The organism is Halomonas sp. AOP25-F1-15 (assembly GCF_052378675.1).
In the GTDB taxonomy this organism is placed as follows: Bacteria; Pseudomonadota; Gammaproteobacteria; order Pseudomonadales; family Halomonadaceae; genus Vreelandella; species Vreelandella casei.
Genome location: NZ_JBQSXV010000001.1, coordinates 613,922 through 639,527, shown reverse-complemented (window position 1 = coordinate 639,527; position 25,606 = coordinate 613,922). Strand labels below are relative to the sequence as shown.

At 53.6% G+C, this 25,606-nt stretch carries 22 protein-coding genes; 5 read left to right on the top strand and 17 right to left on the bottom strand.

The genetic code is table 11. The features are described 5' to 3' along the window. Positions 1–63: 63 nt before the first annotated feature. Positions 64–492 (bottom strand): DUF3617 domain-containing protein, encoded by a 429-nt coding sequence (locus ACT3TF_RS02875; protein ID WP_096279069.1) that lies wholly within the window; start codon positions 490–492, stop codon positions 64–66. Positions 493–621: 129 nt separating this feature from the next. Between ACT3TF_RS02875 and ACT3TF_RS02870 the strand changes: the two genes are divergently transcribed. Next, complete coding sequence (locus ACT3TF_RS02870; protein ID WP_096279067.1) at positions 622–831, top strand: CPXCG motif-containing cysteine-rich protein; 210 nt, start codon at positions 622–624, stop codon at positions 829–831. A 6-nt stretch (positions 832–837) separates the two neighbouring features. Here ACT3TF_RS02870 and ACT3TF_RS02865 read toward each other — a convergent pair whose 3' ends face one another. From ACT3TF_RS02865 to ACT3TF_RS02850, 4 genes are all read right to left on the bottom strand, one after another. Beyond that, entirely contained in the window at positions 838–1,677 is an 840-nt protein-coding gene (locus ACT3TF_RS02865) for an ABC transporter permease subunit (protein ID WP_096279065.1), read from the bottom strand. Between the two features lie 42 nt (positions 1,678–1,719). Further along, positions 1,720–2,628 (bottom strand): ABC transporter permease subunit, encoded by a 909-nt coding sequence (locus tag ACT3TF_RS02860; protein WP_096279063.1) that lies wholly within the window; start codon positions 2,626–2,628, stop codon positions 1,720–1,722. Between the two features lie 36 nt (positions 2,629–2,664). Further along, the gene (locus ACT3TF_RS02855; protein WP_444671536.1) at positions 2,665–3,846 is read right to left on the bottom strand and encodes an ABC transporter ATP-binding protein; all 1,182 of its coding nucleotides are present in this window, start codon (positions 3,844–3,846) and stop codon (positions 2,665–2,667) included. A 95-nt stretch (positions 3,847–3,941) separates the two neighbouring features. After that, positions 3,942–5,045, bottom strand: a complete 1,104-nt coding sequence (locus ACT3TF_RS02850; protein WP_444671535.1) for a polyamine ABC transporter substrate-binding protein — start codon at positions 5,043–5,045, stop codon at positions 3,942–3,944. A gap of 353 nt (positions 5,046–5,398) precedes the next feature. Here ACT3TF_RS02850 and ahpC point away from each other — a divergent pair, with 353 nt between their 5' ends. Together ahpC and ahpF are read left to right on the top strand one after the other, a co-directional pair. After that, the gene (ahpC, locus tag ACT3TF_RS02845; RefSeq protein ID WP_096279057.1) at positions 5,399–5,962 is read left to right on the top strand and encodes an alkyl hydroperoxide reductase subunit C; all 564 of its coding nucleotides are present in this window, start codon (positions 5,399–5,401) and stop codon (positions 5,960–5,962) included. Positions 5,963–6,080: 118 nt separating this feature from the next. Next, positions 6,081–7,637 (top strand): alkyl hydroperoxide reductase subunit F, encoded by a 1,557-nt coding sequence (ahpF, locus tag ACT3TF_RS02840; protein ID WP_192536056.1) that lies wholly within the window; start codon positions 6,081–6,083, stop codon positions 7,635–7,637. Positions 7,638–7,729: 92 nt separating this feature from the next. Here the strand turns inward: ahpF and phaC are convergent, their stop codons facing one another. From phaC to prmB, 5 genes are all read right to left on the bottom strand, one after another. Then, positions 7,730–9,601 (bottom strand): class I poly(R)-hydroxyalkanoic acid synthase, encoded by a 1,872-nt coding sequence (phaC, locus tag ACT3TF_RS02835; protein WP_444671534.1) that lies wholly within the window; start codon positions 9,599–9,601, stop codon positions 7,730–7,732. Between the two features lie 115 nt (positions 9,602–9,716). Next, positions 9,717–10,127 carry a phasin family protein gene (locus ACT3TF_RS02830; RefSeq protein ID WP_096279051.1) on the bottom strand — a complete coding sequence of 137 codons (411 nt, stop codon included), beginning with the start codon at positions 10,125–10,127 and terminating at the stop codon, positions 9,717–9,719. Positions 10,128–10,309: 182 nt separating this feature from the next. Beyond that, positions 10,310–10,756, bottom strand: a complete 447-nt coding sequence (locus ACT3TF_RS02825; protein ID WP_444671533.1) for a hypothetical protein — start codon at positions 10,754–10,756, stop codon at positions 10,310–10,312. Between the two features lie 107 nt (positions 10,757–10,863). Further along, the gene (aroC, locus tag ACT3TF_RS02820; protein WP_441685792.1) at positions 10,864–11,955 is read right to left on the bottom strand and encodes a chorismate synthase; all 1,092 of its coding nucleotides are present in this window, start codon (positions 11,953–11,955) and stop codon (positions 10,864–10,866) included. A 13-nt stretch (positions 11,956–11,968) separates the two neighbouring features. Next, on the bottom strand, positions 11,969–12,928 hold the full coding sequence (gene prmB, locus ACT3TF_RS02815; RefSeq protein WP_096279044.1) for a 50S ribosomal protein L3 N(5)-glutamine methyltransferase: 960 nt from the start codon (positions 12,926–12,928) through the stop codon (positions 11,969–11,971). A 187-nt stretch (positions 12,929–13,115) separates the two neighbouring features. Between prmB and ACT3TF_RS02810 the strand changes: the two genes are divergently transcribed. Then, a complete protein-coding gene (locus ACT3TF_RS02810) occupies positions 13,116–13,685 on the top strand; it encodes a Smr/MutS family protein (RefSeq protein WP_444671532.1) in 570 nt (189 codons plus the stop codon). Between the two features lie 3 nt (positions 13,686–13,688). Here the strand turns inward: ACT3TF_RS02810 and ACT3TF_RS02805 are convergent, their stop codons facing one another. From ACT3TF_RS02805 to ACT3TF_RS02790, 4 genes are all read right to left on the bottom strand, one after another. Beyond that, complete coding sequence (locus ACT3TF_RS02805; protein ID WP_096279040.1) at positions 13,689–14,696, bottom strand: patatin-like phospholipase family protein; 1,008 nt, start codon at positions 14,694–14,696, stop codon at positions 13,689–13,691. A 14-nt stretch (positions 14,697–14,710) separates the two neighbouring features. Beyond that, positions 14,711–15,616 (bottom strand): alpha/beta fold hydrolase, encoded by a 906-nt coding sequence (locus ACT3TF_RS02800; RefSeq protein WP_096279038.1) that lies wholly within the window; start codon positions 15,614–15,616, stop codon positions 14,711–14,713. A 235-nt stretch (positions 15,617–15,851) separates the two neighbouring features. Continuing rightward, positions 15,852–18,419 carry an ABC transporter permease gene (locus tag ACT3TF_RS02795; RefSeq protein ID WP_444671531.1) on the bottom strand — a complete coding sequence of 856 codons (2,568 nt, stop codon included), beginning with the start codon at positions 18,417–18,419 and terminating at the stop codon, positions 15,852–15,854. Further along, positions 18,416–19,252 carry an ABC transporter ATP-binding protein gene (locus ACT3TF_RS02790; RefSeq protein ID WP_444625351.1) on the bottom strand — a complete coding sequence of 279 codons (837 nt, stop codon included), beginning with the start codon at positions 19,250–19,252 and terminating at the stop codon, positions 18,416–18,418. Before ACT3TF_RS02790 ends, ACT3TF_RS02795 begins: the two co-directional genes overlap by 4 nt. Here ACT3TF_RS02790 and ACT3TF_RS02785 point away from each other — a divergent pair. After that, positions 19,251–19,940 carry an arylesterase gene (locus tag ACT3TF_RS02785; RefSeq protein ID WP_444625350.1) on the top strand — a complete coding sequence of 230 codons (690 nt, stop codon included), beginning with the start codon at positions 19,251–19,253 and terminating at the stop codon, positions 19,938–19,940. The genes ACT3TF_RS02790 and ACT3TF_RS02785 overlap by 2 nt on opposite strands. Positions 19,941–19,943: 3 nt before the next feature. Here the strand turns inward: ACT3TF_RS02785 and ACT3TF_RS02780 are convergent, their stop codons facing one another. Genes ACT3TF_RS02780 through ACT3TF_RS02770 form a run of 3 tightly spaced genes read right to left on the bottom strand, consistent with a single transcriptional unit; the run spans position 19,944 to position 25,606 of the window. Then, entirely contained in the window at positions 19,944–20,948 is a 1,005-nt protein-coding gene (locus tag ACT3TF_RS02780; protein ID WP_444671530.1) for a glycosyl hydrolase family 8, read from the bottom strand. Positions 20,949–20,991: 43 nt separating this feature from the next. Next, positions 20,992–21,471: a cellulose biosynthesis protein BcsD gene (gene bcsD / locus ACT3TF_RS02775; RefSeq protein WP_441685806.1), complete on the bottom strand. Its 480-nt coding sequence runs from the start codon at positions 21,469–21,471 to the stop codon at positions 20,992–20,994. Further along, positions 21,455–25,606: a cellulose synthase subunit BcsC-related outer membrane protein gene (locus ACT3TF_RS02770; protein ID WP_444671529.1), complete on the bottom strand. Its 4,152-nt coding sequence runs from the start codon at positions 25,604–25,606 to the stop codon at positions 21,455–21,457. Before ACT3TF_RS02770 ends, bcsD begins: the two co-directional genes overlap by 17 nt.

Sequence of the window (25,606 nt, the reverse complement as noted above, 5' to 3'; positions counted from 1 at the left end):
CAAAACTGCTGGCACTTCAAGCCTAGTGGTGCTTCAAATCTGATGTCACTTCAAGCCTGGCGGTTATTCACACTCACCGACGTGCTCGCCTTCAATGACCGTATTCATGCTCAGCTCACCCATTGGAGACTGAGTAAGGATATCGACGCTGCCTTCAATGAGTTCGCCCATAAAACGCATTTCGCCGTCGATCGTCGCTTCACCGCCTTCTGCACGGCATACCATGCTATACGTTAGGCCATCCGCGGTCATATTCTCGTCAAGTAACTCACAGCCTTCTTCTTCTTCGATAAAGCCAAACTCTGAGCCTTCAAGCTCTTCTTGAGTAATGCACTGACGCTCGGTTTCCGTTTGATCCGGAATGTCCATTTCGCCACTAATACTGGTGGTGCTCACAAATTCCCACTCACCAGGCTTCACGTTGGGGGTCTCAGCCAACGCGACCATCGGAAAGGCCACCAGGGCCGCTACTGCCATGTTACGTAACATCATCGCTACTCTCACTGCGTTGCTTTAGGAACCTGCGAATATCCTACCTGATTCCATTCGTCGATGCCTCACCTAGCCATCAGACTGCTACACTTAAGCATTTTGATACACCCGCTTAAAAGGTAGTTAACGATGCATGACGACGCCCTGATTAATTATGATTTCCACTGCCCTTACTGCGATTCACCGCTGACCTTCGTCATTGATGTCTCTCAGGGTAGCCACGACACCTGGGAAGATTGTCATCAGTGCTGCTCGCCTATCCAGCTGCAGATTATCGTCTCCCCTATGAATGGCGAACTTGAAAGCGTCGTAGCGGGCCGCGATGACGACGTTATGTAATGATAGCTAAGCCGTATCGCCCTGCTTAACGGCCAGTTTGCGTTTAGTTTCACTGCGCCGCATAAAGAACCACGCTAATAAGGTCGCAAGCGACACTACCAAAATAATCAGCGTCGCCAGCGCGTTAATCTTCGGCGACACGCCTAGACGCACCGATGAAAACACCACCATCGGTAGCGTGTTTGCCCCAGGGCCCGAGACAAAGCTGGCAATTACCAAATCATCGAGCGACAGCGTAAAGGCCAATAGCCAGCCTGCAGCCAGCGCTGGCGAAATAATCGGCAGCGTGATGAAAAAAAACGTTTTCAACGGCGGTGAGCCTAAATCCATGGCGGCTTCTTCAATTGAACGATCCACTTCTCGCAGCCGAGCAGCGACCACTACTGCCACATAGGCACTGCAAAAGGTCGTATGGGCAATCCAGATAGTCGCCATACCCCGATCGGCAGGCCACCCGGTAATCTGCGCCATTTGCACGAACAGCAACAGCAACGACAGGCCGGTAATCACTTCCGGCATGACCAGAGGCGCGGTGACCATACTGGAAAGCGCCGTTTTACCTCTAAAGTGCCCATAGCGCGTCATTACAAAGGCCGCTACGGTGCCCAGGCAAACCGCCATGCTCGCCGCGAAAAAGGCGATTTTCAGGCTTGTCCACACGGCCGATAAAATCTGCTGGTCCCGGAACAGCTCGCCATACCATTTCGTTGAAAAGCCAGACCATACCGTGACTAGCTTGGATTCATTAAATGAATAGACAACCAGCACCACCATCGGCAGATAAAGAAACAGCAGCCCAAGCACTAACATGACCGTCGAAAAATTAATTCGCCGCACAAACCTCATTCTTGATAACTCATTATTCATCACTCATTATTCAAACATCCACTATTCAAGTTCGCGCGACTGATAGCGATGGAACCAGACGATTGGCACCAACAGCAGCAATAACATGACAATGGCTAACGCCGAAGCGACAGGCCAATCACGATTAAGGAAAAACTCCTCCCAAAGCACCTTACCAATCATTAACGTATCGGGGCCGCCAAGCAGCTCAGGAATGACAAACTCCCCTACTGCCGGTATAAACACCAGCATTGAGCCTGCCACAATACCGCCCATCGAAAGCGGCAGGGTCACTTTGATGAAGGTATTCAGCTTACGCGAACCAAGGTCGGCGGCGGCTTCAAGCAGCGAGTTATCCATCCGCGTGAGATGGGCATACAGTGGCAACACCATAAACGGCAGGTAGGCATACACAATGCCGATAGTGACCGCAAACTGGGTATTCATCATGCGCAATGGCGATTCTATGAGCCCAAGTCCCATCAGCAAATTATTAATGAGACCGCTGTTACTTAAAATACCCATCCAGGCATAGACGCGAATCAAAAATGAGGTCCATGACGGTAGCATCACAAGCAGCAATAAAAGCAGTTGCCAGCGTGCTGGCGCCCGCGACATTGCATAGGCCATCGGATAGCCAATCAGCAAGCAGGCGGCAGTGGATATAAAAGCGGTTTTTACTGAGCCCCAATAAGCAGCGATATACAGCGAATCGGAGAGCAGAAAAATATAATTGCCCACATTCAGAAATACATGCAGGGTTTGATCAGCATATTCCAGTAACGGGCCATAAGGTGGAATGGCTACCGCCGCGTCGGAAAGACTGATTTTGAGCACCAGCGCAAAAGGCAGCAAGAAAAACAGTGCCAACCAAACTAGCGGCAACGCAATCACCGCCCGACGCCCCAGCTGCCAGCGTTTGAGCAGCGCTGAAGAACGAGATGGCTTCATTTAAGGCAATTTCCTCGCAGTAAAAAGTGCACCCATCTAACGGTTCAACACAATGATACTGTGGTCTTCCCAGTAGACATACACGCGGTCTTCCCAGGTAGGCCGATCACCACGACGCTCGGTATTAGCCATACTGACCTTAATCATCTGGCCGGAAGGTGTGCGCACGTAATACAGCGAGAACCCACCTAGGTAAGCAATATCGTCAACCCTACCTTCTGCCCAGTTATATTCCGTCGTAGGCTTTTCACGCGTTAACCAAATTTTTTCAGGGCGCAGTGCAACCCACACTCGCCGGTCCATCGCCTGGGTGGTAATACCATGGTCGATATAAATAGGCCGCTCGAGCGCGGGGGCAGTAATTCGGCAATGATCAGCGGCATCTTCGATGATCTCGCCTTCAAAGACATTCACCGTGCCGACGAACTCAGCCACCATGCGGCTAACCGGACTTTCATAAATATCCACCGGAGAGCCCACTTGCTCAATCCAACCATCGGCCATAATCGCTACGCGATCCGCCATGGTCATCGCCTCTTCTTGATCGTGAGTCACCATAATGCAGGTAACGCCTACCTGCTCGATGATCTCGACGACCTCTAGCTGCATCTCAGTGCGCAGCTTTTTATCCAGTGCGCCCATGGGCTCATCTAGCAATAAAATTTTGGGCCGCTTAGCCAGCGAGCGCGCCAACGCCACTCGCTGACGCTGACCGCCCGACAAATGGTGTGGCTTGCGCTTGGCAAAGCGCTCCATATGCACCAGCTTGAGCATTTGCGCTACGCGGACATCAATATCCGCTTTAGAAAGTTTGTCCTGCTTCAAACCAAAAGCGATGTTTTGCGCTACCGTCATATGCGGAAACAGTGCATAAGACTGAAACATCATGTTAATAGGCCGCTTATGCGGCGGCATCGCGGTGATATTGTCACCGTCTAATAAAATGCGGCCTTCGGTAGGTGTCTCAAACCCCGCGAGCATTCGCAGCAGAGTAGATTTACCCGACCCGGAACCACCTAGTAGCGCGAAAATTTCGCCGCGCTTAACCTGCAAGTTGACATCATCCACCGCCAGCGCATCATCAAATCGCTTGCTTAAGCGTTTGACTTCCAGCACAACATCTTCAGCAAACCGCGGGGTCTTGCCCTGGGCGCGTGGTGCAGTCGTGCTGATAGGTGGCGTGGATGAAGCCTCGTTCGACAGGGGCGTAGTGACCATTCGCCACTCCCATCAAAAAGCCCGAAAACCCGAGCGTTTAAAGACAAACAGCGAGACAAGCACGATGCTTGTCTCGCCGCCAGACGATGCAATTATTAATGCCCTGATTTAACGCGATTCCAGGTGCGTGTCAGGACGCGCTGAACGTTTTGCGGCTTTTCCAAGGGTACAAATGAATTCTGTAACACCTCGGCTTCCGGGTAGATAGCAGGATCATTAATGATCTCGTCAGAGAGATAGTCATTCGCCGCCAAGTTTGGATTGGCGTAGCGAACGTATTCAGTAATTTCAGCCGCTATCTCGGGGTCAAGAATAAAATTGATAAATGCGTGCGCGTTCTCAGCATTGGGTGCGTCAGCAGGGATCGCCATCATGTCAAACCACAGCTCAGAGCCTTCCTTGGGAATGCTATAAGCGACAGTGAAATCACGCCCCGCCTCTTGTGCGCGCTCGGCGGCCTGAAAGATATCGCCCGAATAACCGGCCGCAACGCAAATATCGCCATTCGCTAGATCGGCAATGTAACGTGAGGAATGAAAGTAGGTAATGTCGTCGCGAATGCCGGTTATCACCTCACCTGCGGCTTCTAGATCGTCGCTATCATTACTTTGTGGGTCGAGCCCCAGGTAGGACAGCGCTGCTGGCAGCATTTCTATACCAGAATCCATTAGCGAGATACCGCAGCCCGCAGCGCTCAGCGCACCGGTAATTTCTGGATCAAACAGAAGCGCCCAGCTGTCGACAGGGGCGTCTTCGCCAAGAATTTCTTCGATACGATCGGCGTTATAGCCGATACCGTTGGTTCCCCACATATAAGGGACTGCATACTCATTCGTTCCGTCGATGTGTTCCAGATTAGCCATCAAATCTGGATCAAGGTTGCCAAGGTTGCTCAACAACTCATGGTCAAGGGGCTGATAAACGCCCGCACTCAACTGACGCGTGAAATATTGGCTAGAAGGCACGACCACATCATAGCCAGAACGGCCGGCAAGCAAGGCGGCATCAAGCGTTTCGTTGCTATCGTAAACATCATAGGTCACGTCAATGCCGGTGCGCTCAGTAAATTTTTCAAGCGTTTCCGGAGCAATGTAATCTGACCAGTTAAACACCCGCACCTCATTGGCGTAGGTAGTGCTAGCCGCTGCGGCGAACGAAATAGCCGCAACGGCCGCGGAAAGTTTGTGAATGTTCCCCATATTACTGCTCCTATTATCTATATCTAGCTACGCGATCTTTTCAACACGGTTCTAAGCGATTATTGTGCCACGTATTCCCGGTGGCGAGCTGTCTGCCACTCAAACAGCGTAGGCCATCATACTAGCCGTGCGAATTTTGCGGTGCGTGAGCCCCTATCGCAAGACAATGTGAAAAATTCTTGTATTCCGCACCATCGGCCCCACTTAACAGCAGTGCGGCGACGCCGGCCAGCCCGCCAATAGCTAAATACTATCAAACGAATGGCTATTCTTAATTTTATTCATTATCCGTTAGCCCTTAGTATTATCATCACTTCTTAACCCTTTGTTCATCAATCACGGAGATTACCCGAATGTCTTTAATCAACACTGAAGTTAAGCCATTTAAAGCAACAGCTTATGTTAACGGTGAATTTGTCGATGTTACTGAAACCGACATACAAGGTCAGTGGTCTATCTTTTTCTTCTACCCAGCTGATTTCACCTTTGTATGCCCAACTGAGCTTGGTGACCTAGCCGATCACTACGCTGAGTTTAAAAAACTGGGCGTTGAAATCTACAGTGTTTCTACTGATACCCACTTCACGCACAAAGCATGGCACGACAGCTCTGACACCATCGGCAAGCTGCAGTACCCCATGATCGCTGATCCGACGCTGCGCATTTCACGCAACTTTGAAGTCCTGATCGAAGACGCTGGTCTTGCCGAGCGCGGTACCTTTGTTGTCGATCCTGACGGCAAAATCCAGATTGTCGAAATCAATGCTGGCAACATCGGCCGTAATGCTGAAGAGCTACTGCGTAAAGTGAAAGCGGCTCAGTACGTTCGCGCTAACCCGAACGAAGTTTGCCCGGCTAAATGGAAAGAAGGCGAAGAAACGCTGGCGCCTTCTTTGGATCTGGTAGGCAAAATCTAAACCGCCTATCGATCTAACCGGCCGCCAAGCATAGCTTTGGCGGCTAGTGATACCTCAGCACCCGGGTCCTGCCCGGGTGTTCTGTTTTTACTCAGAGTACTGCGAGGAAGCTACTGTCATGCTGGACGCCAATTTAAAATCCCAGTTGAAAACGTATCTGGAGAAAGTGACTCAGCCGTTCGAGATCGTTGCGTCCCTCGATGACGGTGCCAAGTCACAAGAACTGCTGGGTCTGCTGCAAGATATCAGCAGCCTAAGCGATAAGATTACTCTGCACAGCGACGGACAAGATGCCCGCACGCCGTCGTTTGCAATTAACCGCCCAGGCGAAGACACCGGCGTAGTTTTCGCAGGCATCCCGATGGGCCACGAATTTACCTCGCTGGTTCTCGCGCTGCTGCAAGTAGGCGGCCATCCGCCTAAAACCTCTGACAAACTGCTGGATCAAATCAGGGCACTCGACGGCGAAATGCTGTTTGAGACCTATTACTCACTTTCCTGCCAGAACTGCCCAGACGTTGTTCAGGCGCTTAATCTCATGGCCATCTTTAATCCCAACGTCCGTCACGTTGCGATTGACGGCGCGCTGTTTCAGGATGAAGTTGAGTCTCGTGAAATCATGTCGGTGCCGAGCGTGTATTTGAACGGCAAGCCGTTTGATCAGGGCCGCATGACGCTTGAGCAGATTTTAGCCAAGGTCGACACCGGCGCGGCTGAGCGCGATGCCAAAAAGCTCAGCGAAAAAGCGGCCTTTGACACGCTCGTGATTGGCGGTGGCCCCGCGGGTGCGGCGGCAGCGATCTATTCAGCCCGTAAAGGCATTAACACCGGCATAGCCGCGGGACGCTTTGGCGGTCAGGTGGCCGATACCATGGGGATTGAAAACTTCATCTCCGTTTCGCATACCGAAGGCCCTAAGCTTGTCAGCGCGCTTGAAGAGCACGTAAAAGATTATGAAGTCGATATCATGAATCTGCAGCTCGCCACTAGCTTTAAAGCAGCTGAGGCTCAAGGCGGCCTGCATGAAGTGTCGTTTGATTCCGGCGCGACACTTAAGAGTAAAACGCTCGTGCTCGCGACCGGTGCTCGTTGGCGCGAAATGAACGTTCCCGGCGAGCAGCAGTACCGTAACAAAGGCGTTGCCTACTGCCCTCACTGCGATGGCCCGCTGTTCAAAGGCAAACGCGTTGCCGTTATTGGCGGCGGCAACTCTGGCGTTGAAGCCGCTATCGACTTAGCGGGAATCGTCGGCCACGTGACACTGATCGAGTTTATGGGCGAGATGCGCGCCGATGCAGTGCTGCAGAAAAAGCTTAAGAGCCTGACCAACGTCGATATTATTCTTAATGCACAGAGTACTGAAGTCACTGGCGACGGCAGCCGGGTCAACGGTTTGATCTACAAAGATCGTACCAACGATGAAAGCAAATCCATCGCGTTGGAAGGTATTTTTGTACAAATTGGACTGGTGCCCAATACCGAATGGCTTAAAGGCTCGCCGATTGAAATGACGCCACGCGGGGAGATCATCGTCGATGCACACGGCATGACGTCGGTACCCGGCGTCTTCGCCGCTGGCGATGTTACCACCGTGCCCTACAAGCAAATCATTATTGCCATGGGTGAAGGCGCTAAAGCATCGCTCGGCGCGTTTGACTATCTCATTCGTAATTAACGATTGAGAAATCCAAAAAAAGCCCGCTGGGTTGAACTACTGTTGAGGGTCAGCTCAACGTCAGCGGGCTTTCTTATGATCGTCAGCAGCAGTTACGGCGTCGTCGGTATTTCTCCTAGCACCTCAGGAATGGTCATCTTGACATAGCGCCCTGGTGCCGGCTCGATGATGGAAAGTGCGCCATCGCCAGGTTGGCGCACAGGTACCATTTTCTCGCTGTCGGCATAGCCATTGTCAGTCATCCACGCCTGCCAATGAGGCCACCATGAGCCCTCATGCTCACTAGCGCTTTCCAGCCACGCTTCATGGTTTTCCGGCAATGCATCGTTGGTCCAGTATCCATACTTGTTCTTACTGGGCGGATTAACAATACCCGCAATATGCCCTGAACCGCCGAGCACAAAGGTTGCCGGCCCCTTGGGCAGCAATGCCCCGTAGTAGGTGCTGTTCCATTTAGCGATATGGTCTTCTTTAGTCGATACAAAATAGCTGGGCGTTGATATTTTGCGCAGATCAATCTTCACGCCATCTAATTCAATGCCGTTTGGTTCAACCAAGCGGTTCTCCAAATACATATGACGCAAGTACCATGCATGGGTACCTGCAGCCAAATTGGTGCCATCGGTATTCCAGTAAAGCAGATCAAAAGCGGCAGGCGTTTCACCCTTCAAATAGTTACTGATGTAGAACGACCAAAACAAATCATTTTCACGCAGTAAATTAAAGGTATAGGCCATTGAACGGCCGTCCAAGTAGCCTTTCAGCTGCAGCGTTTGCTCAATACCTTCAACCACACGCTCGTTGAGAAAGACGCCGATATCGCCAGGATCGCGAAAGTCCTGCAGCGTTGCCATATAGGTCACCGACTTCACTTTCCGCCCACGCCGAGTACTCGTAAGGTAAGCCACCGTTGAAGCCGTTAGCGTACCGCCAACACAATAGCTAAGTAGGTTCACCGACTTCTCGCCACAAGCCTGCTCAATGGCATCCATCGCACTAATGGGCCCCATCTGCATATAGTCGGCCCACGTGATATCACGCTGCTCAGGGCCAGGATTACGCCAGGAAATCAAGAACACTGTATGCCCTTGCCCTACTAGCCACTTGACCATGGAGTTATCGTCACGCAGATCAAGAATGTAATACTTATTGATCCACGGTGGCACCATCAGCAGCGGCGTTTTAAACGTTTTCTCTGTGGTTGGGGTGTACTGAATTAATTGGATTAATTCATTTTCATACACCACCGCACCAGGCGTCACTGCAATGTTGTGACCCACACCAAAAGCGCCGCGGTCCGTCATGCGGACATTGATTCCCTCGGCGGAGTTGGCCAAATCTTCACGTAAACTCGCTAAGCCATCAACCAAGTTCTGGCCGCGCGTTTCCAGCGTTTTACGCATGACCTCGGGATTAGTGGTCATAAAATTCGTCGGCGCCATCGCGTTCACCAACTGGCGCGCGTAAAACATCAAGTTGCGCTTATGGGTTTCATCCAAGCCGCCCAAGCTTTCAACCAGCTCTTCAACGACCTGCGAAAACAGTAAATACTGCTGCATGATCGCCATGTAATACGGCTCGTGGGTCCACGCACTGTCTTTAAAGCGACGATCATTTTTCGCAGGGGTTATCAGTGGTGAGACTTGTTCGCCGGCCATGCCTCGCATCGCCTGCTGACACAACAGCCACTGGTCTTGTAGTAAACGTGTTTGGGTTTCAAGCAACAGAGTAGGATTTTGCATCAGCGACTGCGCCCCAGCCTCAAAGCTTTCACGCATATCGGCATAGATAGAGTCGGCAGCTTCGCTGGGTGCAATACGGGAAAGTAAGTCCTGCATCAGTCCCTGATACTGGTCGCTAATATCGCTAAGCTGGATAGTCCAAGCATCGGCTTCCGCTTGAGAAAGCCCTTCAGAGAGTTTTAGAGATATAGCCTGAAACGGATTCTGCCACGCTGACTGCATACTTACTCTCCCTACGCCTACTCTCAGGCGCACCAAACGCTGTCGACCGGCGAGGCCATAAATCAGGATGATAAAAGCATCGCGGCGCCCTAAGGCGCCGCGATGGTGATCTCACTCAGCTTTTACGCGACGCCTGACTAGAGGCTTTGGCCGATTGCGCGCCTTTAGTCGCAGCCTTGGCTTGCCCGGACATTTGCTGCCCGGCTTCGCTAAACATCTTCTCCACTTCAGATTTGAACTGCTGGCTCATCTCGCTCATTGCCCGCGCGTCTTCCTGCATCTGCTGGGACACTTCGTTCATCATTTCTGCTTGCTTAGTACTAAAATCGCGCAGGCCTTCGGCATCTTTGATTTCAGTAGCGCTGCGCATACGCTCGGTGCCCATTTGGCTATAGCGTTGCATTGCTTCCAACTGATACTGGGTCATTTTTTCCATATTGTTGAGCATCAGCGAATTGATTTTGCGCATAGGCTCAAACATTTGACGCGTTTGGGCGTTAAAGGCGTCCGTCATATTATCTTGCATAGTGTCTGCTCCTCTCGATGGATCCCTGGCATGAGCCTTAGGCTACACATGTAAAACGCCTGGAGTGACTCATGGTGACGTAGCATTGCTGCACTGAAAAACGCACTGCAAAAACGCACTGCAAAAACGAGTAGCCGCTGACATACGGGGTTGCAAACTACTCTAGAAAGTATCCTTACCTTCTAACCTTTCGCTCGAGATCGCGAAGAAGCGGTTGTTTTCGCCTTCGCGCCCTTCGCGCTTGAACTGCCTGAGTCCGGCGCTCCTGCCGACGATGTGTCTTTACGCGATGCACCTGGGCTGGCCTCTTCATCCGCAGTAGAAGAATCATCAGACCCAGCAGCATTACCCGCTTGACGCAGCATATCCAGCATCATTTGCTGGTAGGTGCCGAAGTTCGCTAAACCTTGGGAAAGCCCCTTGGAGAGTCCTTCTGAAAGCCCTTGCTGCATCATCGGCTGTTGTAAGAAAGGCCGCATAAGGCTCATAGGGTCATAGCCTTCAACACCGGATTCCATTTGCCGCTGAATATTTTCTAGCAGATGCTTTTGGAATTCCTCTACATCAGGCAGCCCCAGTGATTGGCGAAACTCATCAGGGGTAAGATCAAACTCAACGTTAATCTTCATAGGCGGCTCCTGCCAAGTTTTACCGGCACTCACTTTTTCGATACTAATTTCACCGACACCGGGGTTTTGTCTGAGTGTAGCAGCGATAAGCCAACTTCACCGGGACTTTAAAGCTGCTTTAAACGTGGTGTATCAACGCTAACGTCACCATTTTGGCCTCGCTGGCGCAACCAGTGGTCCAACAGCGTTATGGCCATCATCGCTTCAGCAATAGGCGTCGCGCGAATACCCACGCAGGGGTCGTGTCGCCCTTTTGTGATCACGTCGACCGCTTGACCATGCACATCAATAGAGCGGCCCGGGGTGGTAATGCTCGACGTCGGTTTTAGCGCCAACCGCGCAACGATTGGTTGGCCGCTGGAAATACCGCCAAGCACGCCGCCTGCATGATTAGACAGAAACCCTTCGGGCGTCATCTCATCGCGATGTTCGCTGCCGCGCTGGGCAATACACCCAAAGCCTGCACCGATTTCAATGCCCTTTACAGCATTGATACTCATCAGGCCATGCGCAAGCTCAGCGTCCAGGCGGTCAAATACCGGCTCACCCAGCCCCACGGGAACACCTTCAGCAATCACGGTAATTTCAGCGCCCACTGAGTCTTGATCACGCCGCAGTTGATCCATATAGGCTTCAAGCTCGGCTACGCGCTCCGGGTCAGGGCAGAAAAAAGCATTTTGCGCTACCGATTCCCACTGTTTGAAGTCAATTTTGATCGGCCCTAGCTGACTCATATAGCCACGAATCTGTACACCTTGAGCCGCCAAATATTTCTTGGCGATGGCCCCAGCGGCTACCCGCATAGCAGTTTCTCGTGCGCTGGAGCGCCCGCCGCCCCGATAGTCTCGGTGGCCATATTTATGATGATAGGTGTAGTCCGCATGCGCGGGCCGGAACTGATCTTTAATTTTCGAGTAATCGTTAGATCGCTGATCGGTGTTTTCAATCAGTAAACCAATCGACGTGCCGGTCGTTTTACCTTCAAAAACGCCTGACAGAATCCGCACCTGATCCGGCTCTTTGCGCTGGGTCGTATGTCGCGAGCTTCCCGGCCTGCGGCGATCCAAGTCGTGCTGCAGGTCCGCCTCGCAAAGCGGAAGCCCTGGCGGGCAGCCATCAACGATTGCGCCAAGCGCGGTGCCGTGGCTTTCACCAAAGGTTGTGACACTGAATAATTTGCCAAACGTATTGCCAGACATGGCCGTTAATTCCTTACACGAAAGACGCCGCATGGGCGTCGAGTTCAGCGGCGCTCAGGACAAACACGCCCTGGCCGCCACGCTCGAATTCAAGCCACAAAAAAGGAACATCCGGAAATGCTGCTTTCACATGGCAATCTGAGTTACCAACCTCAACGATCAGCCAGCCCTCATCGGTCAAATGTTGCCGCGCTTCACGCAGTATACGCCGCACAATATCCAAACCGTCACTACCGGCACCCAGTGCCAATGACGGCTCATGGCGGAACTCAGCGGGCATCAACGCAAGATCACGCGCATCCACGTAGGGCGGGTTAGAGACAATCAAATCAAAGCGCTGGCCTTCCAGGCTATTAAAGACATCCGACTCCAGCGCGCGCACGCGATTGCCCACATCGTGGCGGGTAATATTTTGCCGCGACACGGCTAAGGCATCTTGGCTAATATCCGCCAGCGCTACTTCGCAGGTGGGCAAATACAGCGCCGTGGCAATACCAATACACCCAGAGCCCGTGCATAGGTCTAGCACCTTAGCGGGAGGCTCTTCTGGAAACCAAGCCGCAAAGCCATCTTCAATGAGTTCGGCAATCGGTGAACGTGGAATCAGCACGCGCTCATCAACGTGAAACGGATGGCCGGCAAAAAAACTTTCACCCAGCAAATAGGGCAGCGGCCGACGCGTGGTAATACGTTCGCGCGCTAAGCCAATGATACGCAGGCGCTCAATGGGCAGCAGTCGCGCCTCTAATACCCCGGGGTCAACGCTCCACGGCAGATGCAAAGCGCCCAAACAAAGCGCAACGGCCTCGTCCCAGGCGGAGTCGGTACCATGGCCATAATGCAAACCGGCCAGATAAAACTCGCTGGATACCCAGCGTAAATAGTCACGTAGTGTGAAGAGTTCGCTCACCAGCGCCGACTCTGGCAGGGAAAGGGTTGAGTGAGAATGCTCAGCGTTGAGATGCGTGGTCACAGCGACTCCTGGGTTAACGATAATCTTGAATGCAGCCAGGCCATGCCTGATAACGCTTTATCCACATGACGAATAAAAGATTGTACCTTTCACGCCGCCAGGTTCACAGCAACGCTCAGCCCGCTATACTGTGCCTCTTTACGCTGACTTACCGTTTTGACACCTATTTTTCATACCTGAGCCTGCCATGACGCGACGCCGCCACCTTCCCAATGATGATGATATCAGTGCCTTCCGTGAAGCGTTAACAGAGGCGGGCGTACGCCGTATCGCGACCAATCAGGCCGATCCAGGCAAACCTAAACAAGATGGAAAGGCACATGAGGCGCGCCGCCACGCGGCGGTGCAAAGCGATGCTAAGCAGGTCAGCGGGCGCACGTCGGATGGCCGCGTGGAGGCCGTACGCCCGTCTGAATATCTGGAGTTCAGCGTTGTTGACCTGCCGCTACGTACCTTCAGCCAGCTAAAACGCGGCCAAACCGCGTGGCAGTCGGGGTTGGATTTACATGGCTATACGCTAGAAGAGGCGCGTACGGAGCTTGAGAGTTTTCTACGCGATTCAGCCAGCCAAGGGCTGCGCTGCGTACTCGTGGTGCACGGCAAAGCATGGGGCACCACGTCTGATTTCCCCGTACTCAAAAGCCACACCAATACATGGCTGCGCGAATGGCCGGGGGTGCTGGCATTCTGTTCGGCGGTGCCCGTCGATGGTGGCACCGGCGCCGTGTATATCCTGCTACGTAAACGTGGCCTTTAGCCGCTACTCAGCGGCATCCGAAGCAATGCTTGGCATTCGCCGCTCTAACGCCTGATCCGCCAAGTGACGACCTAAGCGGATCAAATCTCTACCGCGATGAAATTCATAGGTGCTACAGACGGTCTTGGGTATTTCAATCAGCACATCGGGTGGGTAACCCGCCACTTTATATTTAGCCAGCGCCGCCTGGGTAATATCAAACGACTCCAAAATCATATCTAGCTTGCTCCACTCACGCTTACCGCGGGCTTCCGTGGTCTCATCAGGCTCTTCATCCCCGTTGGCACCCAGCCCACCCCAAAGTTTACGCGTCGCCGCACGAACATCGCCAATCCACTTACCCATACTTTGGTCACGCTCGCGCTCATTTTCACTGCGGCTATCGGTGGCCTCTTCTTCTTTGGGAAGCAGTTCCTCTAATGTAACCGGTAGCGGGCTGTGCGCGGTGACGTTAACCGCCACGACAAAATCCGCCTGATGGGCAGCGACCACGGGCATAATGGGTAAAGGGTTGAGCAGCCCGCCGTCGACCAAGACTTGCTCACCAAGATGAACAGGGGTAATAACACCGGGCACTGCGATAGACGCGCGAATAGCGCGCAAAAGAGAGCCCTTTTGAAACCACACCTCGCGTTGGCGCACTAAGTCAGTCGCCACGGTTGTCACCGGAATCGACAAATCTTCCATCAAAATGTCGCCTACCAGCGCTTCTAGTTTACTCATCACTTTGCTGGCACGCATCGCGCCCATAGGGCTCCACGTCACATCAACCAGTTTGAGCACATCAAAGTAATCCAGGTTACATACCCACTCGCGGTACTCCGGCAGCTTACCCGCGGCGTAAATACCGCCGATCAGCGCGCCCATTGAGCAACCAGACACGGCAATAATCTCAAAACCACGGGCTTCTAATGCTTCAATAACACCAATATGCGCGTAGCCACGCGCACCGCCGCTACCCAGCACCAAGGCAACTTTGTTGCCACTGGCCAAGTGAGCCAATTCATTCATGCTAACGTCCTTCCTTAGCGATTATCGGTCTTGTCCCAGTGACCGCCAATAATCGTCGCGACTTGCGCCACTGCACGAGGCTCCAGGTGCAAATGATGGCCGCCAATGAGCACGTGGCGGTGTAAATCTTTGACTGCCTGCCGCGCTTGAGCGGCCCACTCACGTTGACCCAGAATGCCGCTATCGCCTTCAATCAAGAGAACCGGAGCATTAATATCTGCCAGCAATGACAGCACTTGCTCCGGCGTAAAACGCACCAGCGATGGCTTCAGTAGACGGCCGTCAGTACGCATTTGCACATGGCCATCGGCGGTAGGCTGCGTATTGCGCTCCACAAGCGGCGCGGCCGTTATACTATCTAGCGGCGTCACACCGCCCGCCACACGCGCAGCGATCGCGCTTTCTATATCCGCATAGCGTGGGGCCCGAGAACGCGGCCGTCGATAAGCTGCCAATCCTTTGCGCAGTTGGCTGGCGGTCTCCTCCAGCGGTGTATTGAGCGCGCCTAATCCGTCAATCAAGGTTAAGCGCACTACCCGCTCAGGCAACGCCGCGGCCACTAGACATGCCACTGCCGCGCCCATTGAGTGGGCCAGCAAGCTGGCTTGCTCTAATCCGAGCGTGTCCATGACATCGAGCACGTCGTGACAATAGTCCCACAATGCATAATCGACGCCTTCAGGCACATGTGAAGAGTGCCCATGCCCCCGAAAATCCACCGCTACAATGCGAATACCTAGCGCCTCAACTAGCAGCGGTGCCAAGCGTGAAAAACTGGCTGCGTTATCTAACCAGCCGTGCAGCGCCAGCCACGTGGGAGCATCCGAGCGCCCCCAGCTCAGCGCGGCAAGGCGGCCTTCGGCAAGCAAAAGCGGCTGCGGCGCAAAAACGCGGGAAGCCGTTAGATCAGAGTGGTACATAAGCTAAAAGTCCTGGGCCAATAACGCTGCGTGAAGGCAGTCAAGATGACGACGCGGGCAACAAACGGTACCATGCCCGGCGTAATACTTTTGCTGCTTTTCTCTCCACGCTTATTTTGGTGTTGCCATGAAACCACGCCGCGATACTCGCGCCCGTAATCTTGTCTTTCTCATTGCTGTTATCAGCGCCGCCGTGGTCGGCTTTTGGCTCGCACGCTAATACGCAGCGATACCGCTACGCCTCCCCGAGAAGCCCTAAGCTGGCCGCTGGGGCTTGGCGACGCAAGCCACGTGATAGCGCGTGGCCGATCACGCCAATCAGCACAGCCCCGCCGAGTGGCAATAATAGCCATAGCCCTAGGTGGAAGGTTGGCGTGAGATCTAGCCAGTAAATATACAGTGCTGCCGTGGCAAACTCTGCCAATACCGCCCCCATCAAACCACTGGCAAAGCCTAGCAGCGCATACTCGGCTCCCTGCACGCGTGAAATCATCCGGCTGCCTGCCCCAAAGACACGCAACAAACCGCTTTCATGGGCGCGCACAGGAAGGCTTGCGGTTAACGCCGCATAAAGCACGCTAACCCCGGCTAAGAGTACCAGCGCAAGCACCAACTCCACAGCACGCGTCACTTGGCTAAGCACGTCGCGCACTTGGCCTAAGATGGCATCCACATTGAGCAACGACACACCGGGGAAATCGGTAATCAGCTCTCTAATCAGGCCACTTTCCGCTTCAGGCAAATGAAAGGCCGTAATGTAGCTGTGGCCAAATTGCTCCAGCACGCCCGGCGGAAAGATAACGAAAAAATTAGGCTGAAAGCTGTCCCAGTGAAGGCTACGCAGGCTGGTAATCTGTGTCGCTATCTCGTCGCTACCGACTGAGAAGGTGATCTCGTCGCCAATGCCTAGGCCTAACCTTTCAGCCAGCCCATCTTCCATCGAAATAGGCACAGGGGTTGCTTGCGGCGTTGCCTCAACTGCACTCATCCACCCCTGGCTTGCGTCGCTTGCTTGCACTGTTGAAAACCATTCTCCGGCGACTAACTCGTTACCATCGGGCAGCTCTGCTTGCCAGGTGAGGTTTAACTCACGGCGTAGCGAGCCATCGCCACGCGCATCCTGCGGCACGGCATCCTCTGGGGGCTGATCATTAATAGCAATAACGCGACCGCGTACCATTGGGTACAGGGTGCTTTGAGTTTCTACACGCGGTGAAACGACCGCTTCAAAAGGATCTCGCTCGGACGGCTGAATGTTGATCGCGAAATAATTAGGGGTATTTTCAGGCAGCTGATCTTGCCAGGTGCTCAACAGATCACCGCGCACTAATACAATCATCGCCATCGCAAAGAAAGTCACCGAAAATGCTAGCAGCTGACCCAGTCCTGCCTGGCGCCTGCGAGCCAACTGACGACCGCCTAAACGTAGCGCCTGCGACCACTCACTGTTTCCCGTTACTCGTTGGACACCACGCAACAAAGCGCTGAGTAAAAAGGCGCTAATCAGCCACAGTAAACCGAGCAGCATCGCCCCGCCGATTAATAGCGCAATCGCTAGCACCAGGCTGCCCGAGTAAAGCCATAGCAACCCGCCAAACACAATGCCCGCCACCCCCACCACCAGCCATGCAGAAGGTGGCAACGGATCGAGCTCGCGGCGCAGCACCTTCAACGCGCTAACTTGCTTAATACGCAGCAAGGTTGGCCCAGCAAACCCGACTAACACAGCAAGCGCTGTGAAAACGCCCAGCCCTAGCGGCATCAGTCCCGGTGGCGGGAGCGTCATGGGCAAAAAGCTCACCAGCAACCGGAGTAAAACGGCTTGTCCAACAAGCCCAAGCAGCGCTCCAATCACCGCTGCGACCAGGGCTAGCCCGAGTAGTTGAAGAGTAAAAATTGATACTAACTGGCGCTGACTGGCGCCAAAGCAGCGCAGCAGCGCGGCGGTGTCTAAGTGACGCTCGACGTAGCGCCGGGTCGACATTGCGACAGCCACGCCAGCCAACAGTACGGCGGCTAGCCCGGCAAGCCCTAGATAGCGTTCAGCGCGCTGTAAAGCGTTCCCCAACTGAGGTCGATCGACTCGCACGTCGCGAACCTCGACGCCGCCGCGGCGGAGTTCCGCCAGCAGGCCTTGAACCCGCTCTAGTGCCGCTGACGAGCCTGCCGCTAATATTTCAAACTCTATGCGTGAGCCAGGCTGGATTAGGCCAGTCGCTTCAACATCCGCGGTGTTCATCATTAAGCGCGGGTTAAAGTTGCTAAATCCAGCGGACTGGTCTGCCTCACGCTCTACAATACCCGTCACGGTAAGCTCGGTTTGGCCTACCTGCACTTGATCACCGAGCTGTATCTCGACTAACTGCATTAGCCGCGGGTCAGCCCATGCTTCGCCGGGCGCGGGGCCTGATGCAACCTCCTCAGTGCCATCGCCAAAATCTACGTGTGATACGCCGTAATGAGGATAAACATCATCGACAGCTTTGAGGCTCGCGGGTTGAAAGCGCTCGCCGCGGCTAATCATGGAAACGAGATCAACCTGGTCACTTAACGTAAAGCCGGCATTTTCCAGAGTGGCCCGCAGCTCTTCGGAAAAAGGATCGCGCTGCTCTAACACTAAGTCGCCGCCCAGCATTTGGCTTGCCTGACGTTCCAAGCCACGTTCTAAACGGTCCAAAAAGAAAGCGATCATCGTCGATGCCGCAACGGCCAGTACCAGAGCGATAAACAGAGCGCGCACGTCGGCAGCGCGAAGGTCTCGTTTAAGACTGCGCATCGCTAAGCGCCAATTCACATCGCTCATTGCGTCCCCTCATCTACCGAGGCGGCTACTGGCACAAAAGGTTCTAATTTGCCTTGATCCAGGCGCAGACAGCGGTCACAGCGACGGGCCAGAGCGTGATCATGGGTAACCAAAATGAGCGTAGTGCCCGCTTCACGGTTCAAGGTAAAAAGCAGATCAATAACTTGAGCGCCGGTATCCGGGTCAAGATTGCCGGTTGGTTCATCGGCAAACACCAGCTCAGGGTCAGTGACGAAAGCGCGAGCCACCGCCACCCGCTGCTGCTCGCCGCCAGACAGCTGCTTAGGGAGATGATCGACGCGCTCGCCAAGCCCCACGCGCGCTAACCACTTAGTCGCGGTTTGTGTTTCGCCGGCACGGGGGGAAAGCTCCAATGGCAGCATGACGTTTTCCAGCGCACTCAACGTAGGTAATAACTGAAAATTTTGAAACACGAAACCCACTCGCCCCGCCCGTAGTGCCGCACGGCCATCCTCATCTAATCGGCTGAGCGCTTGACCGAACAGCATAAGCTCACCATCACTGGGTGTATCCAGACCCGCCAACAGCCCCAACAACGTTGATTTACCCGCACCGCTTTTGCCTAAAATCGCAACGCTTTCACCCGCTTCTACGCTTAGCGACAGGTCGTGTAAAATAGTCAGCGAGCGCTCTCCGCTGGTGACTTTTTTCGAGAGCCTGTCGGCATGTAGAACGGGGTGTCCGGCAACGCCATGAGGAACGTTATGCGCCGCAGGGGTGTCTGTAAGAGGGCGGCGGGCACCATTTGAGTGTTCGGTCGTTGACGAGGCGTGTGCAGCTGAGTTTTCAGTTTGATCAGAGGAGTAAGGCATGAAGCATGGCATCCCTAAAGCTTGGTGTGGGCTGAACCGTATGGTAACCGTATGGGTGCTAGTACTGGTAGCCGCCTGGACCTCAACCTCAGTCAACGCAGAACCTGTCAGTGAAGACACGCGCCCCACCCTACTGGTAATGGGCGACAGCCTAAGCGCCGCTTACGGCATTGAGCGTGAAGAAGGCTGGGTGAGCTTACTGGCCGAGCGCCTAGACGACAAAGCACAGGTTATCAATGCCAGCATTAGCGGTGAAACAACGTCTGGAGGGCTACAAAGATTCACTGACATAATCGGACAACGACAGCCGGATATTGTTCTACTTGAACTGGGCGGTAATGACGGCTTGCGTGGCTTGGCACCTAATCAAATGCAGGCAAATCTAGCCAGCATGATTGAGCAGAGTCAAGAAGCCGGGGCGCAGGTGCTGCTGCTGGGCATTGATATTCCGCCGAACTATGGCCAAGCGTACCGCGATGCGTTTACGGGCGTATTTCACTCATTGGCGGAGGAGTACGATGTGGCGCTAGTGCCCTTCTTACTTGAAGACATCGCCTTGGATGCACAGCTGATGCAAAGTGACGGTATTCATCCTACTGCTGAAGCACAGCCGATTATTTTAGACAATGTATGGCCTGAGCTTGAGTCACTTCTTGAAGAATCCTCAGTCGATGCCCATCTGTCCTAAATTCTAACGCATGTCCTCAGCCATATGCGCCAAAAGCAAAAGCGTCGCTGAAAAATAATCGTCTTCTGATTGGGGCGTTGCGCTGGGTAGTTTTTCGCCGCTCGCATAGGCTCTAATCGCATCCACGCCGCGCGAAATTGGGTATTCTGCACGCTCGTCACTCACTACATCGGCCCATGCTGACGGAGGTTGATGCGCAGGGTCATTCCAAAAAGCAGTTATACTGCCGATGGCGCGCGCTTCATCGCGTCCACCCCAGGCAAAATAGAGCGGAATACGCACAGCGTCAAAGCTAAACCTAGGCGCCCAGTTGGATGCCGGGGCAACCTCGCCTTGTTGATTAATAACCACCCAATCAGTGGGTAATAGATAAGCACCAAAGCGTGCCTCATCCAGCACGGCAACGCCGTCATCAATCAGGCGCTGCCAGGGTTGTTCAGGTTCAATGTCAGCAAAATCTCTTAGTGCCGGTAAAAACCAGTAAGAAAGGTTGATGTCGACCTCTTGATCACGTCGAAATCCTTGTATAGCGGGCAGAAGCACTTGGTAACCCGCAATCTCAGAAGTCAGGTTTTCTAATACCGCGCGGCGAATACTTCGAGAGGCACTCGCGTAATTAGCGTTGTTCCAGCGTTCTGCGGCCAGATACAGCGCCCAGGCGATAAATAAATCGCCATCCGTCGCATTGTTAAGGTCACGCACCGCAGGCTTATCGCGGGGATCGTAACGCCACGAGAAGAGAGAGACATCTGGCCGACTCAAGTGCCGACGAGTCCATTGCCAAAGCTGATCAAACGTTTCTTGATCATTATGATGTTGAGCAAGCATCATGCCCCACCCCTGTCCCTCCGAGTGGCTGATATTATTATTGCCGGTGTCAATGACCCGCCCATTGGCGTTGATGAAGCGTTCTTTATATGCGCTCCAAGGCGTATCTGCCTGAGCTGCACAAGCACCCGCCAACATACAAATAATAAGCCCAGTGCTTAACATAAGCCGACGCAGCATAATGAGTTATCCCTTAAATGCGCAGTTCCACTATCAAAAACGGCTAACGTCCATAAAGAAAGGTGCATTCACGTTGTTCAGCATTACGGCTAATGCAGGTAATAGGCACCTCCATGTCCCCACCCTGCTGGCTTAGCCACCCTTTATACAATCCTTCTAACAAGGCAGACATTGCTAGCAAACCGATGTCGATACGCTCTTGTGAGTCGCCTGGGATAGGGCATGCAGAATGGCAAATCCGCATTTTTTGATGCTCAGCAATGATGCTGGCATATCCCCAATCTAGTAGATCTAATGCCTCATTAATGGCCTTCTCAAGGCTTTCTAAGGTAGCGCACTCGCCCATAGGCATTTCTATTGCCATACGGCTGCCAATGTGACGCCAGAAACCCGAAGACTCTTCTTTGCCTGCACTATTGAAAAGCTCATCAAAAACCAGTTCTAGGAAAAGCCGCCACTGGGTGCTGCAATGCCGCTGAGCATAATGCTCCATGTGTTTGGAATGATTATCTGGCTCGTTCACCGCTATCTCCAAAGGTATAGTTCATAAACATGCTAGCGGATGTATCGTTGTAATCACCGAAGCTGTTGAAATCCACTCGTCCGCCAAGAGCAAGATCAGGGGTCATTTGGTACTCCATAGCACCGCCAAAAGAAAGCCCTATCCCACTTTCACTTTCTCCTGAATAGCGTGATGCCGGCGTAGCCCCGAGAGCAGAAAACACATCAAGAAGTGCCTGCGCCTCTGGGTCTGTCGGGAAATAGTCGCTGTCATCGGTGCTATAACTTTGGAAGCCCGGCGCCACATAGCCGCCCAGCGTAAGCTGGTCGGTGAAATTCTCACGATAGTTAATAGGAAAAGCGACGCTGACATAATCTTGGGGGCTGAAATAGCCACCGTGGCCATAAGTGAAATGGCTCAGGTCATCATCGAAGGCCATGGCGGAAACATGTACACCGGCTTGCAACTGGCGGCGCTCATTATTGACCGGGCGAGCATAGCCACCTAAAGAGAGATTGTAAGACTGGTTATCAGCGACGTTATGACCGGCGTAGCGATAGGTGCCAATATCCGCATAAAGGCCACCCTCATCAGTGTCATAGTTAATGCCTGCGCGACCGCCGGTTCGTACAACGCCCCCCCACGTATCACCACTATAGGCATCGTAAGCGCCCGCATATGACAGCACGCTATCTTTTACAGCCCTTCGTTCCGCGGTGAAATTCAGCGTTGTATTCTCAGCGATCTCCGGTTGCCAATGAATGCCACCCACTAGGTTAGTTTCTTCAAACCCAAGGGGCGTACTGCCAATATCAAGATTGACACTGCCATTCTCATAGCTCAGCGCTAGCCCCGCACCGCTGTCACGTAAACTGGATGGTCTGGCTGACTGTGCCGTCGACTGCAGCCGGCTCTGAATGCCAGCGAGGGCCATTTCTATTTGCTGGCGGCTCTCGACAAAGGCACTCAGCGACTCTCCGTCAAAACTTAATGCCTCAAAATCGACACTATTGCCTGCTAGATATTGATTGAAAAGCTCGCGCTGCTGATCGGTAAGGCTTGCGACCGTCAAACCAGCTTCAAACAAAGGGTTACGCTCAAGGGCGGCATCGTAAAAACGCCTAGCCTCTTCTAACACAGCCGCCAAGCGTACCCGCTCTTGCTCATTAACCGCAGCATCCAGATTACTTTGGGCCGTGAAGAAATTAGTAACGGTAGTCTGAATTTGGTCCAGAATCGGAGTCACACCGCTAAGCGATTCATTGAGAGAAGCAGCACTTTCCGCGAGCCCGCTACGCCCGTAGCGACGCAAAGCATCGCCTTCAGGCATGCCGGCGGTTACCTGAGTTGGGGTTACGGCTATCTCAAAACGCCCTTCTCCAAACGGCATTAGTGAAAAGCGCACGGGGGCTTCGACACGGTCCTGTCGACTAAGGCCGCTCTCGCCATCACGCAGGTTAAAGGCGAATTCAGTGGCCACCGTTGGCGCTCTCTCACGCCTGATCTGGCGAGAAAGCTCATCTATCTGCTGGCTGGCAGATGGCGTCAACGCTTCCGGTTCAGTCATTGCGATGTCATAACTGACCTCACGACTAGCGCCCGGCAACCAGTTAGGTCGTTGTGACGCACGCGCACCTTGCGATCTGTCGGTAAACGGGTTTTGCCTCTGTACAAGGGCCGCCGCACCGTCTTCTTGTCCACTTAACCGCTGGCGAGCTTGGCTGAGTAAGGCGAGCGCTTTTAAGCTTTCGCCATTAGCCCTAGCGACCTGGGCGCTGAGCAGTAAGGTATCGGGGGTTTGTTGCTCGGGTCCATAACGACTCAGAAGCTGACTTGCTTGGCGCGAGCGATTGTTAGCAAGTGCCGTCTGCACCGCTCCCTGCAACGCCTGCTCACTTTCAGGGTGACGCGTGAGCACATAGGTATATATCTGCTCAGCTTGGGCTTGACGATCACCTTCAGCGTATAAACGCCCCATCGCCAACAACAAGTCCTCGTCATCTGGCGACTGCTGCATCGGCTCTGCCAACACGTCATAAGCGCTGGCTAAACGGCCACTCTGACGCAACTGATCGGCTTTAATAATGGCTAAACCACGCTCAGCGGCCAAGGCGTTGGAATCCTCACGCCACTGAGGAGAAGCGGCTAAACGATTGAGCAATTGCTGGGCAGCGTCAGATCGACCGGCCTGAGCCATCACCAGCGTATGATTGATATAATCATTGGGTATTTGTTCATCAATACCACGTGCTAAATCGCGCTCTACCCAGCGTAAAGCCTCACTTTTAGCACCCGCTTCTGACAAAGCCCCCGCAATTTGACTAACCTGGCTAGGCGTAAGGCCGGCCCCTTCAGAACGCAGATAAAGTTGCTGCAGTGAGGCAATCGCTGCAGACTTATTTCCTTGCTCTAGCTGCGCTAATGCCTGATTCAGAGGCTGCTGGATCTGAGCCCGTTGCTGCAGAGACGTCATCTCAACTGTTAGCGAATCTGACGGTATATTCGACAGCAGTCGCTGGGTTTCCGACCAACGCCCCTGCTCCGACGCAAACAGCGCTGCGGCATAACGCTGATCTAGCGAGGCATCACTTGCAAGAAAGGGCGTCATCAATGCCTGCGCTTCATCTGGGCGCGATTGCCCCGCCAGCAAACGAGCTAGATCAAGGCGCGCCCATGGGTTGTTAGGCGCCAACTCGAGAGCTTCTCGAAGTGCAGTTTCCGCGCCAAAATCATCTTGTTGGCGCGCTTGAAGGCGCAGCGCTTCTACTTGGGCCGTGGCTAACCCACTCATCTGAGCGCGCCTGCTTTCCGGCAACGCCTGAGCTATTTGTTGTGCAGCCGCCCAGTCACCTTTGTCAGAAAGCACTTGAACGAGTCCTACTCGCGCGTCAACATCGCTTTGACGCGTTTCCAGCATGGCGCGATAAGCCTGTTCTGCGGCATCTAAACGCTTTTGACGACGCAAAATATCGGCTTCCAGCAAGCGTGCGGCGCGTCCAGCATCGCCGCTCTGCTGAGTAAGTGGCCGCACTTGCCCAAGTGCTTGGTCAAGATTGTTGGCTGCCGCTAAACGACGCGCCTCACCTAAGCGAGCATAAAAGGCCGCACTTTGATACGCGGCGGCCCACTGCTCTCGCCGCTCTGGCGCCTGATCCATAGCTTGTGACAGTAGGCCTCTGGCTTCAGCAAACTGCTGCCTACGCAGCAATATGAGCCCTAATCCACCTTTCGCCTCAGCATCTTGTGGATTTTCTTCCAACGCCTGCCGAAATGACTCTTCGGCACTTCCCAGTTGCCCCGCCTGTAAGGCTGTGAAACCTACGGCGCGTGTATTCTGAGCAGTTGAATCTTCAAAATGCTGGGGCACGTCGTTATCGTCTGGATTAACCTGCGCATAAACCTGATAAAGCGTTTCATCAGCCGGCGTGGCTTCTAACCACAGCAGCGCTTGCCGCCAGCCGCTTCTTGCAGCAACGGCTTCAGAGCCGCCTTGTCGCGCTAACTGAGCCAGTTGGCTAATACCCTCACGGCGAGTACCTTCGCGATAGGTTAATACTTCGCTCAATGCACGCTTTAAAGGAGCATCAGTAGGATAGTCGTCACTAAACTGGCGCAGGCCATCACGCGCTTCTCGCCATTGGGCATCAGTGCCACCAGCCAGTGTTTGATAGTACTCAACGGCGAGACCGCGGGGAGGCGTATCGCCACCAAATAAAGAGCGATATGCCGATGCCGACTCTTCATAGCGATTCGCGCGTGCTAGCTGACGGGCGCGATTCAACTGCGTTGTGTCTAATTGATTGCCCTGCTGCAATTGGTCTAACTCAATCAAATACTGGCTATTAGGTGACGCCTGCTCCAATCGCTGCGCCCACTGCGCTACTTGATCGGGCTGGTCATCTATCACCGCTTGGCGCGCTAGCCTGTAAAGCACTTCGGGGTCATCAGGCCGCCCGGCAAGATAGCGCTCAAGCGCTTGGCGCGCTAAGTCAGGACGCTGATTTTCCTGCCAAAAATCAGCTTGGCGCAATAAAGCATCTAAGGCCGACTGCGAGTTTTCCTGTCCCCATGCTGCCGTCATCGGCGCACAGCTAACTAAGGCACTCAGCAAAAGCCGATTTTTTAATTTCATCAACGTTGGTACGGGCGTACGCAT

Bases quoted from the DNA above. Each gene is read 5' to 3' on its own strand.
- ahpF (WP_192536056.1), top strand. From the start codon at position 6,081: ATGCTGGACGCCAATTTAAAATCCCAGTTGAAAACGTATCTGGAGAAA.
- ACT3TF_RS02850 (WP_444671535.1), bottom strand. From the start codon at position 5,045: ATGGGGAACATTCACAAACTTTCCGCGGCCGTTGCGGCTATTTCGTTC.
- ACT3TF_RS02865 (WP_096279065.1), bottom strand. From the start codon at position 1,677: ATGAGGTTTGTGCGGCGAATTAATTTTTCGACGGTCATGTTAGTGCTT.
- ahpC (WP_096279057.1), top strand. From the start codon at position 5,399: ATGTCTTTAATCAACACTGAAGTTAAGCCATTTAAAGCAACAGCTTAT.
- ACT3TF_RS02785 (WP_444625350.1), top strand. From the start codon at position 19,251: ATGAAGCATGGCATCCCTAAAGCTTGGTGTGGGCTGAACCGTATGGTA.
- ACT3TF_RS02805 (WP_096279040.1), bottom strand. From the start codon at position 14,696: ATGAATGAATTGGCTCACTTGGCCAGTGGCAACAAAGTTGCCTTGGTG.
- ACT3TF_RS02800 (WP_096279038.1), bottom strand. From the start codon at position 15,616: ATGTACCACTCTGATCTAACGGCTTCCCGCGTTTTTGCGCCGCAGCCG.
- ACT3TF_RS02790 (WP_444625351.1), bottom strand. From the start codon at position 19,252: ATGCCTTACTCCTCTGATCAAACTGAAAACTCAGCTGCACACGCCTCG.
- ACT3TF_RS02830 (WP_096279051.1), bottom strand. From the start codon at position 10,127: ATGCAAGATAATATGACGGACGCCTTTAACGCCCAAACGCGTCAAATG.
- ACT3TF_RS02860 (WP_096279063.1), bottom strand. From the start codon at position 2,628: ATGAAGCCATCTCGTTCTTCAGCGCTGCTCAAACGCTGGCAGCTGGGG.
- ACT3TF_RS02855 (WP_444671536.1), bottom strand. From the start codon at position 3,846: ATGGTCACTACGCCCCTGTCGAACGAGGCTTCATCCACGCCACCTATC.
- ACT3TF_RS02810 (WP_444671532.1), top strand. From the start codon at position 13,116: ATGACGCGACGCCGCCACCTTCCCAATGATGATGATATCAGTGCCTTC.
- phaC (WP_444671534.1), bottom strand. From the start codon at position 9,601: ATGCAGTCAGCGTGGCAGAATCCGTTTCAGGCTATATCTCTAAAACTC.
- ACT3TF_RS02870 (WP_096279067.1), top strand. From the start codon at position 622: ATGCATGACGACGCCCTGATTAATTATGATTTCCACTGCCCTTACTGC.
- ACT3TF_RS02825 (WP_444671533.1), bottom strand. From the start codon at position 10,756: ATGAAGATTAACGTTGAGTTTGATCTTACCCCTGATGAGTTTCGCCAA.
- ACT3TF_RS02875 (WP_096279069.1), bottom strand. From the start codon at position 492: ATGATGTTACGTAACATGGCAGTAGCGGCCCTGGTGGCCTTTCCGATG.
- ACT3TF_RS02795 (WP_444671531.1), bottom strand. From the start codon at position 18,419: ATGAGCGATGTGAATTGGCGCTTAGCGATGCGCAGTCTTAAACGAGAC.
- ACT3TF_RS02770 (WP_444671529.1), bottom strand. From the start codon at position 25,606: ATGCGTACGCCCGTACCAACGTTGATGAAATTAAAAAATCGGCTTTTG.
- ACT3TF_RS02780 (WP_444671530.1), bottom strand. From the start codon at position 20,948: ATGCTGCGTCGGCTTATGTTAAGCACTGGGCTTATTATTTGTATGTTG.
- aroC (WP_441685792.1), bottom strand. From the start codon at position 11,955: ATGTCTGGCAATACGTTTGGCAAATTATTCAGTGTCACAACCTTTGGT.